The following is a 15,943-nucleotide window of genomic DNA, read 5'->3' on the forward strand; positions in this document are numbered from 1 at the left end:
GAGGAGGTACCGATGACGAACACGACAGTGAAACCCGCCAGACCCGCGTCCAAGAAACAGCCGCAGGCCCCGCGCCCCCGGAGGAACAACCGCCACCGGGTACCGACCGTGATCCAGATGGAGGCGGTCGAGTGCGGCGCCGCCGCGCTGGCGATGGTCCTGGGCCACTACGGCAAGCACGTCCCGCTCGAGGACCTGCGCGGCCGGTGCGGGGTGTCCAGGGATGGGTCCAAGGCGTCCTCGATGCTCGCGGCGGCGCGCTCCTACGGAATGATCGCCAAGGGCTTCCAGGTCGAGGCCGAGCTGCTGCGCGACCAGACCGGACCGGTGATCATCTTCTGGGCGTTCCAGCACTTCATCGTGGTCGAGGGGCTGGTGACCCGGTTCGGCCGCACCATGGTCGCGGTCAACGACCCGTCGTCGGGCCCCCGGTTGATGGAGTGGTCGGAGTTCGACTCCGGCTTCACCGGCATCATGCTGACCTTCGAGCCGGGGCCCGACTTCAAGCCGGGTGGCGAGCGCGCCAAGCTCAGCAAGGCACTGCTCCAGTGGCGGCTGCCGTCCGGGCGCGCCCTGCCGCTGGTGCTGCTGGCCAGCGTGCTGCTGCTCCTGCCCGGCATCGCGGGGCCCGCCTACTACCGGGTGTTCATCGACCGGGTGCTGAGCGGCAACTCCCCCGGCGTCCTGCCACCGCTGCTGATCGTCATGGCGTTCACCGCGGCGGCCGTCTTCGTGCTGACCTCGGTGCAGCAGTACTACCTGTTACGTCTGGAGATCAGGGTCGGACTGGTCGGCTCCGCCCGCTTCTTCCGGCACCTGCTGCGGCTGCCCATCGAGTTCTTCCTGCAGCGCCGCCCGGCCGAGGTCGCCAAGCGGATCTCCACCAACGACACCGTGGCCGAGATCCTCTCCCGCGACCTCGCGCTGACCGTGATCAACATGGCGCTGGTGGTGTTCTACGCCGCCCTGCTGGTCCGCTACGACGTGCTGCTCGGCGTCATCGGCGTCGGCATGGCGGCGCTGAACATCCTGGTGCTGCGCTGGGTCGCCCGGGCGCGCAAGGACGCGGTCACCGCGCTCCGTACCGACCGCGGCAACCTCACCGGCACCACCTTCGCCACGCTCAGCATGATCGAGACGGTCAAGGCCACCGGCGCGGAGCCCGATGCCTTCACCCGCTGGGCGGGCTTCCTGGCCAAGGTCGTCTCCGCGCAGCAGCGGCTCGGCGTGCCCACCGCGGTGCTGGTCGTCGTCCCGCCCCTGCTGGCCACCGTGAACACCGGCCTGATGCTGCTGATCGGCGGGCTGCGGGTGGTGGAGGGCGTGCTCAGCGTCGGCATCCTGATCTCCTTCCAGACCCTGCTGGCCGCGCTCAGCAGGCCGGTCACCCAGCTCACCAACCTCGGCGGCCGGCTGCAGGATCTCAGCGCCGACGCCAAGCGCATCCACGACGTGGAACGGCACCCGATCGCCCGCTGCTTCGAGCGCACCGGCGACGAGACGGAACTCGGCACCCGCATGGAGGGCCACCTCGAACTGCGCGACGTCACCTTCGGGTACGGCCCGCTCACCGACCCCATCATCAAGGACCTCTCGCTGAGCATGACACCGGGCAGCCGGGTCGCGATCGTGGGCGGCTCCGGCAGCGGGAAATCCACCCTGGGCCGCCTGCTGACCGGCCTGTACGAACCGCGCTCCGGCCAGATCCTGCTCGACGGCCACCCGCTGGACGAGATCCCGCGCGCCGTGCTCGCCAGCTCGATGGCCTACGTCGACCAGGACATCGTGCTGTTCGCCGGGACCGTACGCGACAACCTGACCCTGTGGGACGAGGCCGTCTCCGACGAGGTGGTGCTCGCCGCGCTGCGCGACGCCGCCGTCTACGACGCCGTGCTGGCCCGCCCCGGCGGGATCAACTCGTTCGTCCGCGAGGACGGCCGCAACTTCAGCGGCGGCCAGCGGCAGCGGCTCGAACTGGCCCGCGCCCTGGCAGCGGAACCGACCCTGCTCATCCTCGACGAGGCCACCAGCGCCCTGGACCCGGAGACGGAACGCGTCATCATGGACAACCTGCGCCGCCGCGGCTGCGCCTGCCTGCTGATGGCCCACCGGCTGTCCACCATCCGCGACGCCGACGAGATCATCGTCCTGGATCGCGGCCGGGTCGCCGAGCGCGGCAGCCACGAGGAGCTGCTCGCCGCCGACGGCATCTACACGCGGCTGTTCAACACCGGAGGAGGGCTGTGAACCTGAACGTGTCGGCGAAAGCAGCCGAAAAAGCCGGGCTGTTCAACACCGGAGGAGGACTGTGAACCCCGCCGCGGTCGCCGCGCTCGCCGGGGTCGCCACCCCGATGGACCTCGGCACCGACCGATTCATGATCCTCGACAACCCCGGGCGGATGCTGCTGGTCGAGTCGGGCACGGTGGACCTGTTCGCGGTCCGGACCGCCGACGGCGAGCTGGACGGGCGCTGGAACTTCCTGGGCCGGGCCGAGGCTGGCACGATACTGGCCTGCGGAGTGCCGCCGGGCCCGCGCCACGTGATCGTGGCCCGCCCGGTGCCCGGCGCCGTGCTGGCCGACGTCCTGGTCGCGATGCTGCACGACCTGCCCTCCGAGACCGTCGCCTGGCTGGTCAAGGGGCTCGGCCGCGGCATCGAGCTGCTGGCCGAGGCGCTGCCCGCCACCCTGCCGCCCCGCCAGTTCGTCCCGCTGCCCGTCAACGGGACCGCCGAGCTGGACGCGGGCCGTACCATGCGGTCGGTCGACGGCGTGCGCTGCGTGCGCGTCGAGGAGGGCGAGGTGGGGGTCGGCAACAGCGACGGCCTGATGCTGGGCGCGGGCAGCGACATCTGCCTGACCGAGCGGGACTGGCTCATCGCCCGCACCAGGACCCGGCTGCGGACCCGCTCGCTGCACTCGGTCTTCGACGAGGGCCTGCTCTGCGAGTTCCTGGCCGCCCACGCCGTCCGCCTGCTCGCCACCGTCGACGAACGCCTCGAACGCCAGCGCGAGGAGGAACGCGCCGCGCTGGCCGGCCTGCGCGAGCGCGAGAGCACCGTGCTGACGCAGGCCGTACGGAGCTTCGACGCCGTACTGCGCGACACCGAGGTCCAGGTCAAGCTGGCCGACGTGGCGAACGACCCGCCCGCCCTGGCCGCGGCCCGGCTGGTCGCGGCGCACCTGGGCTTCGAGGTCCGGCCGCCGGTACGGCACGGCGGCCAGGACCGCCCGATGGGCGACCTGCAGGCGATCGCGCTGGCCTCCGGCGTACGGACCCGGATGGTCCGGCTGGACGGCCCGTGGTGGAAGCAAGACCTGGGGCCCATGGTGGGCAGCACCTCCGCGGGCCGTCCCGTGGCGCTGCTGACCATGGGCCACAGCTACGTCATGGTGGACGACGGCGTGCTCACCCCGGTCACCGCGGCCGTCGCCCACGGCCTGGAGAAGCGGGCACACGTGCTGTACCGGCCGCTGCCCGCCTCGGTCAAGACCGTCGGCGCGCTGCTTCGCCTGGGACTCCTCGACGGCGGCAACCACCGTGACCTGCTGCGGTTCGCCGCCATGGGGGTGCTGGTCGCCCTGCTCGGGCTGCTCGTCCCGATCATGACGGGCAAGGTGCTCGGCGTGTTCACCGTCCGGGCCGAACTCGACCTCATCGTCCAGGGCTCCCTGCTGGTGATCGGCTCCGGGTTCGTGATCGCGGCCCTGTCGGTGGTGCAGAACATCGCGGTGCTCCGGGTCGAGAGCCGCACCACCTCGGCCCTGCAGTCGGGCCTGTGGACCCGGCTGCTCTCCCTGCCCGCCGGCTTCTTCGCCCGCTACTCGACCGGCGAGCTGGGCACCACGGTGCTGGGCATCAGCTCGGCGCAGGAGATGCTCTCCGGGATGCTGACCACGGCCACGCTGGGCCTGCTCACCGGATCGGCCAACCTCGTCCTGGTCTACTTCTACGACGTGCGCCTGGCCCTGGTCGCCACGGCGCTCATGCTGTTCGGGCTCGGGTTCGCCATCGTCGCGGGGCGGATGCAGCTCCGCTGGCAGCGGCAGTCCTACGAGCACGAGCGGACCATGTCGGCCCGGGTCTTCCAGATGCTCACCGCGATGCCGAAGCTGCGGGCCGCCGCCGCCGAGGAACGGGCGTTCGCCGAGTGGACGCGCGAGGTCACCAGGGGCCGCTCGCTGACCGCCTCGGCCCGCCGCATCCAGAACGCGGTGACCACGTTCAACGCCGGATTCCCGCTGGTCTGCACGGCGGTCGTGTTCGCGGTAGTGGCCGGGCCGATGGCGGGCCAGATCCCGGTCGCCACCTTCCTGCCGTTCTTCACCGCGCTCAGCCTGCTGCTGGCCTCCAGCCTCCAGTTCACCGCCGCAGCCGTCACCGCGATGGGCGTCGTGCCGATGCTGGAGAACCTTCGGCCGATCCTGGAGGCCCGGCCGGAGACCGACGGTACCAAGGCCGACCCCGGTGACCTGTCGGGACGGCTCGCGCTCAGCAGGGTGTCGTTCCGCTACGGCCAGGACGGGCCGCTCACCCTCGACGGCGTCGCCCTCTCGATCGAGCCCGGCGAGTTCGTGGCCCTGGTCGGCCCCTCGGGCAGCGGCAAGTCCACGGTGCTGCGACTGCTGCTCGGCTTCGAGACCCCGCTGTCGGGCACCGTCCTCTACGACGGCCAGGACCTCGCCGAACTCGACGTCTCCGCGGTACGCCGCCAGTGCGGGGTGGTGCTCCAGAACGGCGCGCTGCAGGCGGGCAGCATCCAGGCCAACATCGTCGGCAGCAGCATCCACACCGTGGACGACGCCTGGGCGGCGGCCGAGATGGCCGGGCTCGCCGACGACATCAGGGCGATGCCGATGGGCATGCACACGGTGCTCTCCGAGGGCACCAGCACGCTCTCCGGCGGGCAGCGGCAGCGCCTCATGATCGCCCGTGCGCTGGTCGCCCGGCCCCGCATCGTGTTCTTCGACGAGGCCACCAGCGCACTGGACAACCCCTCCCAAAGCCGCGTCGCCGAGAGCACCCGCCGCCTCAACGCCACCCGGGTGGTGATCGCCCACCGTCTCTCCACGGTGGTGGCCGCCGACCGCATCGTGGTCATGGACGAGGGGCGGATCGTCCAGCAGGGCACCTACGACGACCTCCTCGCCGACCGGGACGGGCTCTTCGCCCGCCTGGCCACCCGCCAGCTCTCCTGACCGCGGGCGCACCGGGCCGCCCGCCGACCCTGCTGACCGGCGGGCGCACCCGGGAACCGGCCACCCGCCGGCTCTCCTGACCGGAGGAGGCGCCCGGAACCCGGCCACCCGCCGGGCCTCGCGGCCGACGGACGCGCCCGGAACCCGGCCGTCCTCCGGGGCTCCCGACCGGAGGACGGCGCCGGAGAGGACGTACGGGCAGGTGTCGTCGGGTGTCCTCGGCACCTTGCCCGAACGCGGTCAGAGCACCAGCGCGAGCACCGCCCACGCCACGCCCGCTCCGGCCGCCGCGCCCGCGACGGCCTGGGCGGGCGTGTGGTGGGAGACGCGTACCCGGGCCCACCCGATCAGGCCGACGAGGGCCGCGCCCACCGCGAGCGTCGCGGCGGCGGGCAGCACGTGCGCCAGCACGACCGCCGCCCCGGCGGCCACCCCCGTATGGAAGGAGATCTTCCACTTCAGAGTGATCGAGCCCAGGACCAGGACCCAGCCGAGCATCACCGCCGCCGTCGCCGTCACGATGGCCGGCGCGTCCAGCAGGACGAGCAGCACCAGGCCGGCCACCACGGTGACCAGGCCGACGAGCATCGGCCCCGTGCGGGATCTCCGGTCGACCAGGTGCATCGAGTCCAGGCGGCCCCGCCGCACCCCGACCGCGATCACCCCCACGGGCACGCCCGCGCACAGTGCCGCCGCCAGCAGACCCCACAGCGCGCCCGCCCATCCGTGGGCGAGCAGCCCGGCCACGGGCGGCAGCGCGATCACGACGTACTGGGGAGCGGCCACCTCGGTCACCGCCCAGGCGAGGCCCCCGCGTTTCCCTCCGGCACCCGCGCCCTGCCTCGGCGCTTCCCGCTGATCGGCCACGCTGCTCCTCAGAAGGTCAGGCCAGGGCCCGGCGATAGGGGGTGAGGGCCGTGAGCCATGCGTCCAGGGATCCGGAGTCCTCCCACAGTTCGTACAGCTCGTTGTCGTCGGGGCGGGTCGCCCTGTCGATGGTGGCGCGGGCGAGGTCGCGGAGTTCGGCGGACGGCTCGAAGGGGTTGTGCTCCAGCCACCGGGCGGCGACGGCGTCCGGCTCGGCGCCGATCACGCGGGCGCCGACCAGGCAGGCCACCGCCACGGCCCCGCTCATCTCCGGCCCCTCCACGTATTCGCCGTCGTCGAGGATCTCCCGCATCGCCGTGGCGAGCAGGTCCGCCATACCCTTGGCGCCGTCGAGGTTTCCCAGATGGTCGAGAGCCCCGTCGTTGTCGAACGGCCCCATGTCCCACGCGCCCATATCGGTCTCCCGCCTGCCCTTTTGATCGGTTGACCGGATGGTAGGGGCCGCCTGCGACATTTCACCGTCCCTGCCGGTCGATCATCGGTGGAGTGAGGCAGCATAGCCCGGCATGCCGTACCGCGGCTTTGAGCCTGTTCGGGGGTCTCCAACGCGGAAGCGGCTGGGATTTCCTGCGCGGGAGCGGCTGGAGATCTCCCCGCGTAGAAGCGGTCAGGGGTCTCCGGCCTGGGAGTGGCCGGGGATCCCCGGCCCAGGAGCGGTTGGGGAAATCCCGCGCGGGAGTGGTCGCGGCGGGAGGGCGGCCGATTGATGGCCCCGCCCGCGGGCGGGGCCATCACCGGCTTCTACCGAGGCGGCGTCCCGTCGGACACCGCGCCCGGCACCGGGGCGTAACCGGTGGCCCGGGTGGTGAAGGTCCCCCGGCCCTGGGTCCGGCTCCGCAGCCGGGTCGCGTAGCCGAACAACTCGGCCAGCGGCACGGTCGCGGTGATCACCACCGTTCCCGCCCGCGCGGTCGAGCCCGAGACCCGGCCGCGCCGTGCCGACAGATCGCCCAGCACCCCGCCCGCGGCGTCGTCGGGCACGGTGGCCGTGACCTCGACCACCGGTTCCAGCAGCACCATCGCGCTGGCCCGCAGCGCCTCCCGCAGCGCGAACCGGCCGGCCGTGCGGAACGCCATCTCCGAGGAGTCCTTGGGATGGGTGGCCCCGTCGGTCAGCGTGACCCGCAGGCCGGTCACCGGATGCCCTCCGAGGGGCCCCTCGGCCAGAGCGTCCCGGCAACCGGCCTCCACCGCCCGGACGTACTCCCTCGGCACCCGCCCGCCGACGACGGTCGAGCGGAACGCGAAGCCCGCCTCACCGGCGTCGCCACCGGCGGCGTCCGGGACGGTCTCCAGCGGCTCCACGTCGAGGACGACGTGGGCGAACTGACCGGCACCGCCGTCCTGCTTGACGTGCCGGTACAGCAAGCCGGACACCCCGCGCCCGACCGTCTCCCGGTAGGCCACCTGCGGCCGCCCGACGCCCACGTCCAGGCCGTGGGTACGACGGATCCTCTCCACCGCGACCTCCAGGTGCAGCTCGCCCATCCCCGACAGCAGCGTCTGACCGGTCTCGGGGTCGGTCCGGACCGCCAGCGAGGGATCCTCCTCGACCAGCCGCGCCAACGCCGACGCCAACCGGCCGGCGTCGACGCTCCTGCGGGCCTCGACCGCGACGGAGACCACCGGATCGGCCACGGCCGGCGGTTCGAGGACCAGCGGCGCCTCGGGTGCGCACAGGGTGGCCCCGGTACGGGCCGCCTTCAGCCCGACCACCGCGACGATGTCCCCGGCCACCGCCAGGTCCACCTCCGTGTTCCGGTCGGCCTGTACCCGCAGGATCCGGCCGATCCGCTCGGTACGCCGTACGCCCGCGTCCAGCACCGTGTCCCCCTTCCGGATCGTCCCCGAGTAAACGCGCAGGTAGGCCAGCCGCCCGGTGGCGGTCGAGTTCACCTTGAACACCAGCCCGGCGAACGGCGCCGCCGGGTCGGCGGCCCGCTCCCGCACCGCGCCGTCCTGGATGCCGCGCACCGCGGGCACGTCCAGCGGCGAGGGCAGGTAGGCCACGACGGCGTCCAGCAGCGGCTCGATCCCGCGATCGCGGTAGGCCGAGCCGCACAGCACCACCACGCCCTCACCCGTACGGGTCAGGTCGCGCAGCGCGGCGGCGAGGGTCTGCGCGGAGATCTCCGACTCCGCGCAGAACTCCTCCAGCGCGATCGGGTGCAGTTCGGCCACCGCCTCCTCGAGCAGCCGGCGGCGCCGGTGCGCCTCCTCCCGCAGGGCGTCCGGCACCGGCCCCTCCTCGAACGTGTCGCGGCCGCCGGCCCAGACCAGCGAGCGCATGCGCAGCAGGTCCACCACCCCGGTGAACCCGTCCTCCCGCCCGATCGGCAGCTGGACCACCAGCGGGACCACGCGCAACCGCTCGCGGATCGACGCGACCGCCGCGTCGAGGTCGGCACCGGCGCGGTCGAGCTTGTTGACGAAGGCGATCCGCGGCACCCCGTGCCGGTCGGCCTGCCGCCAGACCGACTCGCTCTGCGGTTCGACGCCCGCGACGGCGTCGAACACCGCGATCGCGCCGTCGAGCACCCGCAGCGAGCGCTCCACCTCGTCGGAGAAGTCGACGTGGCCGGGGGTGTCGATCAGATGGATCCGGTGGCCGTCCCAGGCGCAGCTCACCGCCGCGGCGAAGATGGTGATCCCACGGTCACGCTCCTGGGAGTCGAAGTCGGTGACGGTCGTCCCGTCGTGCACCTCGCCACGCTTGTAGGTGGCGCCGGTGACGTACAGGATCCGTTCGGTGACGGTGGTCTTGCCCGCGTCGACGTGAGCGAGGATGCCCAGGTTGCGGACGCCGGTCAGCGAGTCGGTGATATGACGGTGCAGGTCGGTGCGCATGGCCCACGGCCCTTCGGAATGATCCGGACAGGACGGCGCGATTCCGGACGAGGCGACCCGAGGTCAGGTCGCGAAGAGACCCCTGACGCGGCACGACCACATGGGGACATGCCCCATCGGACGGGCAGGGGTCAGACGTTCGTCACGGTAGGTCGGTGCCGGCCGCGCGGCCTGCACCGGGCACCAACGAAGACACCAGGATCACGTCGTAGCGTGACGGGGGAATGACCACGGCGGCGCGATGGCGCACGGCATGCTCCCCTCACTGGTCATGGCGCGCGCCGCGGTGTCGCGGCAGCGCGTGATCAGTGGCGAGTGTACTGAGACCGGCATGGGCGGGAAACCGGTTTTTCCCTCCGGCGGCGCCCCGGACTCGACAGGCTCGATCCGGTTCGACGTGACTCAACCCGGCTTTGACAGGCTCAATCCGGTTCGACGTGACTCGACCCGGCTTCGACCGGCTCAATCCGGTTCACCGTGACTAGACCCGGCTTCGACCGGCCGGATGTTCGCCGTCGGCGCGACGGCTTCCGCAGGTCCGACGCCCGGTTCTCTGAAAGTTTCATGCCCCACGCGGTGGATGCCGCGCCCGGGGTCGTTCCTCCCGAAGCGATGCCGGTCGTCACACGCGCACAAACAAACCAATCCCGATATTTCACTATTGGCGGCAAATTTCCGCTATTGACATCACTGTCTGATTTATTTAACTTCCGGATGTTCTTGTAAGGGGAACTTCTCACATATGTGAACACGGGAGTGTGGTCATGTCGCCCGAGAGTCCACTGTTCGGCCGGCGCCGGACGCTGGCCGGAGCCGCCGCCGCGGCCCTCGGCCTCGCGCTCGTCCCCGCCGTCGGAACGCCGGCCGGCGCCGCCACCCGGCACCCCTTCGGGCCGTACGGATCACCGCGGCGCAGGCGGGACGAGCGCACGCTGTACGTCGACTCCCAGGGCCGGGGCGACCACACGACCGTCCAGGCGGCCGTCAACGCGACACCGGACGCTCCCGAGCGGGGCTGGACCCTGGTGATCGCGGCCGGGACCTACCGCGAGACGGTCCTGGTGACCCAGGCCAAGACCGGCCTGGCCTTCGTCGGCGCCACCCGTGACGCCCGTGACGTCGTCATCGTCTTCGACAACGCCGCCGGGACGGCCAGGCCCGGCGGCGGCACGTACGGGACGAGTGGCAGCGCCACCACCACGATCCAGGCCGACGGGTTCACGGCGACGCGCGTGACCTTCGCCAACGACTGGCTGCGCGCCGACCACCCGGAGATCACCGCGACGCAGGCCGTCGCCGTGAAGGTCATGGGCGACCGTTCCGCCTTCGAGGCGTGCCGCTTCCTCGGCCATCAGGACACGCTGTACGCCGACACCCTCAGCCTGGCCTCCTTCGCCCGGCAGTACTACCGGCGCTGTTACGTCGAAGGTGACGTCGACTTCGTCTTCGGCCGCGCGACCGCGGTCTTCGACCGGTGCGAGCTGCACACCCTGGCACGCGACGTGGCGTTTCGGCCCTACGGTTTCGTGTTCGCGCCGAGCACCGCCGTCGCGAACCCGCACGGCTACCTGGCGACCAGGTGCCGCGTCACCGGCGAGTCTCCCGACGGCGCCTACGGCCTCGCCCGCCCCTGGCGGCCGAGCAGCGACCCGACCGCCGTCCCGATGCTGACCGTGCGCGAGACCTGGATCGGCCCCGTGATCGACACCACCGCGCCGTACGTGAACATGAGCTCCGGCTATCCCTGGCAGGAGGCCAGGTTCGGCGAGTACCGCAATTCCGGTCCCGGAGCGGCGATCCCCGTTCCGGAGAACAGGCCGCAGCTGACCTCCGAGCAGGCGGCCGAGCGGACCGTCCGCACCCACCTCGGCGACTGGAGACCGCCGAGATAGGCCGGTACGGCCCGCACGATGGGCGCGAGATCAGTAGCCGATCCAGCCGAAGGAGATCGGGCGGTCGGCCACACCGTGGTAGCCGGTCGTGACGTTCTCGTTGACGCCCCACCAGTGCCCCTGCGGGCGGTTCGCCGCGTCGGTGCGGATGAAGATCCAGCCGCGCCCCACCCCCGGGTACTCGGTCGCGCCGACCGCACGGGAGTCGCGGAAGTTCTGGTACGGCGAGCTCGCCGAGGTGACCGCCACCCCGTGCGGGTTGCTGGTGGTGTCGACCACCGGGACCGCCCACTCCACGGTGGAGGTGTTGCCGTCCCTGTTGTGCGGGACGGGGTCGCCGGCCACGATCATCACGTGGCCGGTGGAGTCACCGGTGCCGGGAGACGCGCTGTTGTACTTGATCGCGATGATCACCCCGGCCCCGATCTCGGTGAGCTGGTCCAGGCCGGAGTTGGCGCTGGTGGTGAAGTACTCGGCGCCGTTGGTGAAGGTGTCGTGATACTGCGCCGCCGTCGGGCTGATCGACCCGAAGTTGTCGGTCAGGTACTGGTCGGTGGCCCCGGGCAACACCCGCTTGATCACCTTCGTCACGAAGCTGGCGCACTTGCTCCGGTTGAAGTAGGTGGTCGGCGAACCGGGCGTGCCCCACACCACGGACGTGCTCTGGCTGCCGGTGAGGTAGGTGTTGTAGGAGGCCTGCCCCGGCCAGCTCATGCTGTTGAGGTTGTCGGCGATCTCGGCCGCCGCCTGGTAGGTGGTGACGTCCATGGCCGCCGCCGACGCCCCCGATGCGCCTGCCGACGACGCCGACGCGGTGGCCGGCACTCCCGCCACCCCCGCCAGGACCAGTGCGGCGGCCCCCGCCGCGGTGGCCGCGCGCAGCGGCCCGCGCCCGCCGCGGCGGGTGATGGTGTCCCGGGTCGTCCCCCCGTGGCCGCCGGACGCGGCCATGACCGTTCTCGTACGCATTGCGATGTCTCTTTCCCGATCGTGGGCGTCGCGCGTCGGCGCCGCCCTGTCTGTGGTCTCGTGCCGCCGCCCCGGATCCACCCCCGTGGACAGCCCCGGTGACGGGCACCCGGCAGAACCTACGCGGGAACAGAAGAACGTTCTGCACGATGAGCCACAGAGCGAATGTGCCGTTCTCCCTGGACCGGCACGCTTTCGCGGGGGTACTCCATCCGCCACCGACCGGCCTCGCCCGTCACAGGTCGGGAAGCCAGCTCCCATGGAAGCCGAGCGGCACCCGCACCGGCAGGTGGACCCGTGCTACGGGCTCGCCGGTGAAGTCCCGCGCGGAGAGGATCACCAGGTCCGCCGCGTCGCGGTCCGGGTCATGGACGTAGGCCAGGACGTAGCCGTCGTCCTCGCCGGGCCCCGCGGCGGCGAAGACGCCCTCGCCCACGGTGGCGCCGCGTCCGAAACGGTGCACCTCGGCGACGCCCCGGTCGTAGTCGTGCTTGATCAGCGCGTTGTCGAACGCCTCGTCGGGGAGCGGCCCGTCCACCGGAGGCATGGCGACCTCGTTCATCTCCCCGATGACGGCGGCGTAGCCGTACCGGTGGCGGCGCGACAGGACGCCCTCGTTGACGCGGGGGAACTCCTGCGGGCGGTCGTCGATCGTCCGCCGGCGCATCGTCCCCGCCACCGGGTCGATCGTCCAGCGTTCCAGCACGGCCGGTTCGGCGGTGTTGGTGCGGACGTCCATCCGCGGATACCTGACGAGGTCGAGGACCACGGTGGAGCCCTCGTCGTAGGCGTTGAGGGTGTGGGCGACGTAGCACGGCTCGATGTCGATCCACCGGACCATGCCCCCGTCCCTCCCGTCGCGCGGCATGACCCCGACCCGCGTCCGATGCGCCTCGTTCCAGAGGTAGGGCACTTTCTCCCCGGCCTGCGCCGCTTCCATGCTGAACGTCACCGGCTGGTCGATCAGTACGACGTACCGTTCGGTGAGCGCGAAGTCGTGCATCATCGGGGCGTCCGGGACGGGGATCCTGGTGGTTCGGATCGTCGTACCGGTCCCGTCGATCACCAGGTGCCGGACGTGGTCCCACAGCGGGAAGTACGTGACGGCGTGCAGCTCGCCGCTGACCGGGTCGAGCTTGGTGTGCGCGGTGAACGCGCCGTCGAGGGTCCCGCCGAAGTCGTACGGCCCGACGGTGCCGAGCTCGTCGTCCAGCTCGTACGGCTGCGGCCCCGCCTCGATCAGTGCGAGCGTACGGCCGGCGTGCCGGATCACGTGCGTGTTCGGGGCGAAGTCCATGGCCGGGTCGAGGGCACCGGTCAGGCCGGGGCGGCGCGGCTCCCCGAGCTGGTCGGTCACCCCGGCCGAGCGCACCCACCGGTTGCGGTACCACTCGGCGCGGCCGTCACGGAGCCGGATACCGTGGATCATGCCCTCGCCGAGCATCCAGTGGTGGGCCACCGGATCCTCGATGTTCAACGGGTTGGGCCCGTTGCGCAGCAACCGCCCGTTGAGCTCCGCCGGAATGCGCCCGGACACGGGCAGGTCGTACGCGGTGACCTCTTCCTTCACCGGCGCGAAGGGGCCTTCCAGATAAGGATTCATGACGAACGTCCTTTGGTGGGATTGATGTGACCGACCTTCGCCGAGACGGCTCACGGCCCGCGTACCGGCCGCTGACGGGGGGCGACCACCTTCCCGTCAGCCGCCGGACGCGCCCAGCACGGACCGCGTCACCGGCCTGGCACCCTCGGCGGCCTTCTTCAGGCTTGTGAGCGTGGACCTGGCAGCGGCATCGGGCAGGACGAGTCCCGTTCTCTTGACGAGAGGATGGACAGGGGGTGCCTCATGCTCCGGCGGGCTCCCGCACACCGTCCGGGGACGCGTCCAGGTAAAAGCGCATGTTTTTTCTAACGGCTTTTACCGGGATCCCCTTTCCTTTTCTTCCTATCTTCGAACGCGGTGCCAAAATCGGCACCCCTGCGAGATGAAAAGGATTTGACATGCCCACCGACATCGATCCCGGTAAGGGACCTCACACGATGCGAGGGAACAGGACAACGCGCAGAGCACTCCACCTCTCCCTGCTGGCCGGCCTCGCGTCCGCCGCGGTCGTCGCCATCCCCTCCGCCGGCCACGCCGCCGCCGGAGCCGAGGTCCGGGTCAACCAGAACGTCATCAGTCACATCGCCGGAGCGGGAGAGGCCAACCGCGTCCGCTTCTACAAGAGCGGCACCAAGATCATGGTGCATGACGCGGTGCCCATCAGCGCGGGAGACGGCTGCACGCAGGTGGACACCACCAGGGTGAGCTGCACCTCGGACGGGGTCGGAGCGATCGTCGCGCTGCTCGGCGACGGCAGCGACTCCATCGTGATCGACGTTCCCCTGTCGAGCTACGTCGACGGTGGCACCGGCTCCGACGCCTACTACGGGGGCACGGCCCCGGCCACGAGCCGGGTCTTCTACCTCGGCGGAGAGGGCACCGACTGGGTCAGCTACCAGCTCACCTCACAGCCCGTGAGCGTGACCCTGGACTCCCAGAACAACGACGGCCGCATCGGGCTCGACCAGGACAACATCCAGCCCAGCGTGGAGAACGTGATCCTGAACCAGGCCGTCACGACCGAAGGGATCCCGGCCGTACCGGCCGAATGAGAAACACACCGGCGAGCCGGTCACGGCTTGGTCCGCGCGCGGTGGACGACGACGTCGTCCCCGCGCCCCGGGTACGCCATGATCAGCAGCCGCTGACCGGCGTACCTGTCGCCCTTCCATGGGAGCCAGGCGTGGTGAACGCGGATCCGGTAGTCGCCCCTGCCGCGGACGGCGAGATCGGGCAGGTCGGATCTGTCCATCGGGTCTCTGAGCTTGATCTCACCACCCGGGCTGTCGTAGCCGACCTCGACGACGTGGTGCCATCCCCCGGTCTCCACGGGCGGGCGGCGGGTGTACGTCTCGGTCGTGACGCAACTCGCCAGGTCGGGGTGGACCCTGATCATCAGATGGCCGGGGAGCGCCGCCACCAGCCCGTTCTCCTGCGTGAGGTCGAGCAGGCCGTCCGCGAAGGGATCACCTGCGTCCTCGGTCTCCTCGTACACCTCCAGGATCCCGCGTTCCGCCCACAGCGGTTCCCGGTGCCTCGACAGCGACACCGGTCTGATCAGGGGGTGGTGCCGGGGCGCCTCATCGCATTTGCGCTGCTCCTCGACCGCCCGCTCCAACGTCTCGCGTTCCTCCGCGTCACTTCCCGCCTTGACGTCCGCGGCGGCGGGCGGGCAGATCCCAGCGAGGGTGGCGTCCAGGGTACGCATGTCGACGCCGGGCTCGGACGGCGCGCAGTCGCCCGCCGTGGTCACCGGGCCGCGCGCCTGGTCGACCACCGGGAGCAGGCAGAGCACCGCGACCGACGCGAGGCACGCCGCGACCACCCGGTACGGCGAGCGCCGGGCCTGGCCCCGCCCGTACAGGGAGATCAGGATGAGCGCGGACGCGACGAAGGCCGCGCTGTGCCACAGCGGCGAGACACCGAAGGCGAAGGCGCCGCCTTCCTCGACGGGGTGGAACATCCAGTCGGGATACGTCCGCGAGCCCACGAACAGGAAGGCGAATCCGTTGTTGTTCGACAGCTCGGCGGCGGTGTAGGACCCGGTTTCCCGGGTCGTGGCCGCGGTGACGACCCCGACCACGGCGGCGACGAGCAGGACGCACACCGTCACCCACACGAAGCGGTGGGTTCTTCGTGTCACCGCGACCAGGACGAGGAGACCGAGGCCACCGACCCCGACGAGGAGGTCGAAGCACAACCACAACTGCGTCAGGTGCGCGCGGACGGCGGACTCGACCACCCCTCTCGGCCCGATCCAGAACGGCATGCCGTGAACGAGGTTGGCGGCCACCGGGAACAGCGGCAGCACGACCGCGGTGACGGGCAGCGGCCACCCTCCTAACGGCACCTTGACCGGAACCGGCCTTGCCCGCCGTACGTCCTCCGCGCACGGGCCGGCGAGATCGTGGGAGGACCGGGCCAGCCACACGGGCAGGAAGACGTTGGACAGGACGTAAGCCACCCTGGCTCGAAAATCGGTGCGTTAGTGGGCAGGCGGCAGCGAACCCTGGCCGGTGATGTCGGGGCAGGGCTTGCGGGGTG

The 15,943-nt window shown here is 71.4% G+C and carries 10 protein-coding genes; 4 read left to right on the top strand and 6 right to left on the bottom strand.

All coding sequences use genetic code 11. The features are described from left to right. Positions 1-12: 12 nt before the first annotated feature. Together ACSDR0_RS02035 and ACSDR0_RS02040 are read left to right on the top strand one after the other, a co-directional pair. A complete protein-coding gene (locus ACSDR0_RS02035; protein ID WP_435286964.1) occupies positions 13-2,247 on the top strand; it encodes an NHLP family bacteriocin export ABC transporter peptidase/permease/ATPase subunit in 2,235 nt (744 codons plus the stop codon). A gap of 61 nt (positions 2,248-2,308) precedes the next feature. Beyond that, complete coding sequence (locus ACSDR0_RS02040) at positions 2,309-5,200, top strand: NHLP bacteriocin export ABC transporter permease/ATPase subunit (RefSeq protein WP_435286965.1); 2,892 nt, start codon at positions 2,309-2,311, stop codon at positions 5,198-5,200. A 240-nt stretch (positions 5,201-5,440) separates the two neighbouring features. On the opposite strand, the gene ACSDR0_RS02045 is transcribed toward ACSDR0_RS02040, so the two are convergent. From ACSDR0_RS02045 to fusA, 3 genes are all read right to left on the bottom strand, one after another. After that, entirely contained in the window at positions 5,441-6,067 is a 627-nt protein-coding gene (locus ACSDR0_RS02045; protein WP_435286966.1) for a hypothetical protein, read from the bottom strand. Between the two features lie 16 nt (positions 6,068-6,083). Then, entirely contained in the window at positions 6,084-6,482 is a 399-nt protein-coding gene (locus ACSDR0_RS02050) for a DUF4259 domain-containing protein (RefSeq protein WP_435286967.1), read from the bottom strand. 347 nt (positions 6,483-6,829) lie between these two features. Further along, positions 6,830-8,935 (bottom strand): elongation factor G, encoded by a 2,106-nt coding sequence (fusA, locus tag ACSDR0_RS02055; protein WP_435286968.1) that lies wholly within the window; start codon positions 8,933-8,935, stop codon positions 6,830-6,832. Positions 8,936-9,699: 764 nt separating this feature from the next. Here fusA and ACSDR0_RS02060 point away from each other — a divergent pair. Beyond that, on the top strand, positions 9,700-10,827 hold the full coding sequence (locus ACSDR0_RS02060) for a pectinesterase family protein (protein ID WP_435286969.1): 1,128 nt from the start codon (positions 9,700-9,702) through the stop codon (positions 10,825-10,827). A 30-nt stretch (positions 10,828-10,857) separates the two neighbouring features. Here the strand turns inward: ACSDR0_RS02060 and ACSDR0_RS02065 are convergent, their stop codons facing one another. Next, on the bottom strand, positions 10,858-11,796 hold the full coding sequence (locus ACSDR0_RS02065; RefSeq protein ID WP_435286970.1) for a hypothetical protein: 939 nt from the start codon (positions 11,794-11,796) through the stop codon (positions 10,858-10,860). A gap of 235 nt (positions 11,797-12,031) precedes the next feature. Next, positions 12,032-13,399, bottom strand: coding sequence for a carotenoid oxygenase family protein (locus tag ACSDR0_RS02070; protein WP_435286971.1), 1,368 nt, complete (start codon positions 13,397-13,399; stop codon positions 12,032-12,034). A 398-nt stretch (positions 13,400-13,797) separates the two neighbouring features. Between ACSDR0_RS02070 and ACSDR0_RS02075 the strand changes: the two genes are divergently transcribed. Next, a complete protein-coding gene (locus ACSDR0_RS02075) occupies positions 13,798-14,451 on the top strand; it encodes a hypothetical protein (protein ID WP_435286972.1) in 654 nt (217 codons plus the stop codon). Between the two features lie 20 nt (positions 14,452-14,471). Here the strand turns inward: ACSDR0_RS02075 and ACSDR0_RS02080 are convergent, their stop codons facing one another. After that, on the bottom strand, positions 14,472-15,863 hold the full coding sequence (locus ACSDR0_RS02080) for a hypothetical protein (RefSeq protein ID WP_435286973.1): 1,392 nt from the start codon (positions 15,861-15,863) through the stop codon (positions 14,472-14,474). Positions 15,864-15,943: the final 80 nt, after the last annotated feature.

Origin of the sequence: Streptosporangium sp. G11, assembly GCF_051192615.1 — a bacterium.
Classification (GTDB): Bacteria; Actinomycetota; Actinomycetes; order Streptosporangiales; family Streptosporangiaceae; genus Streptosporangium.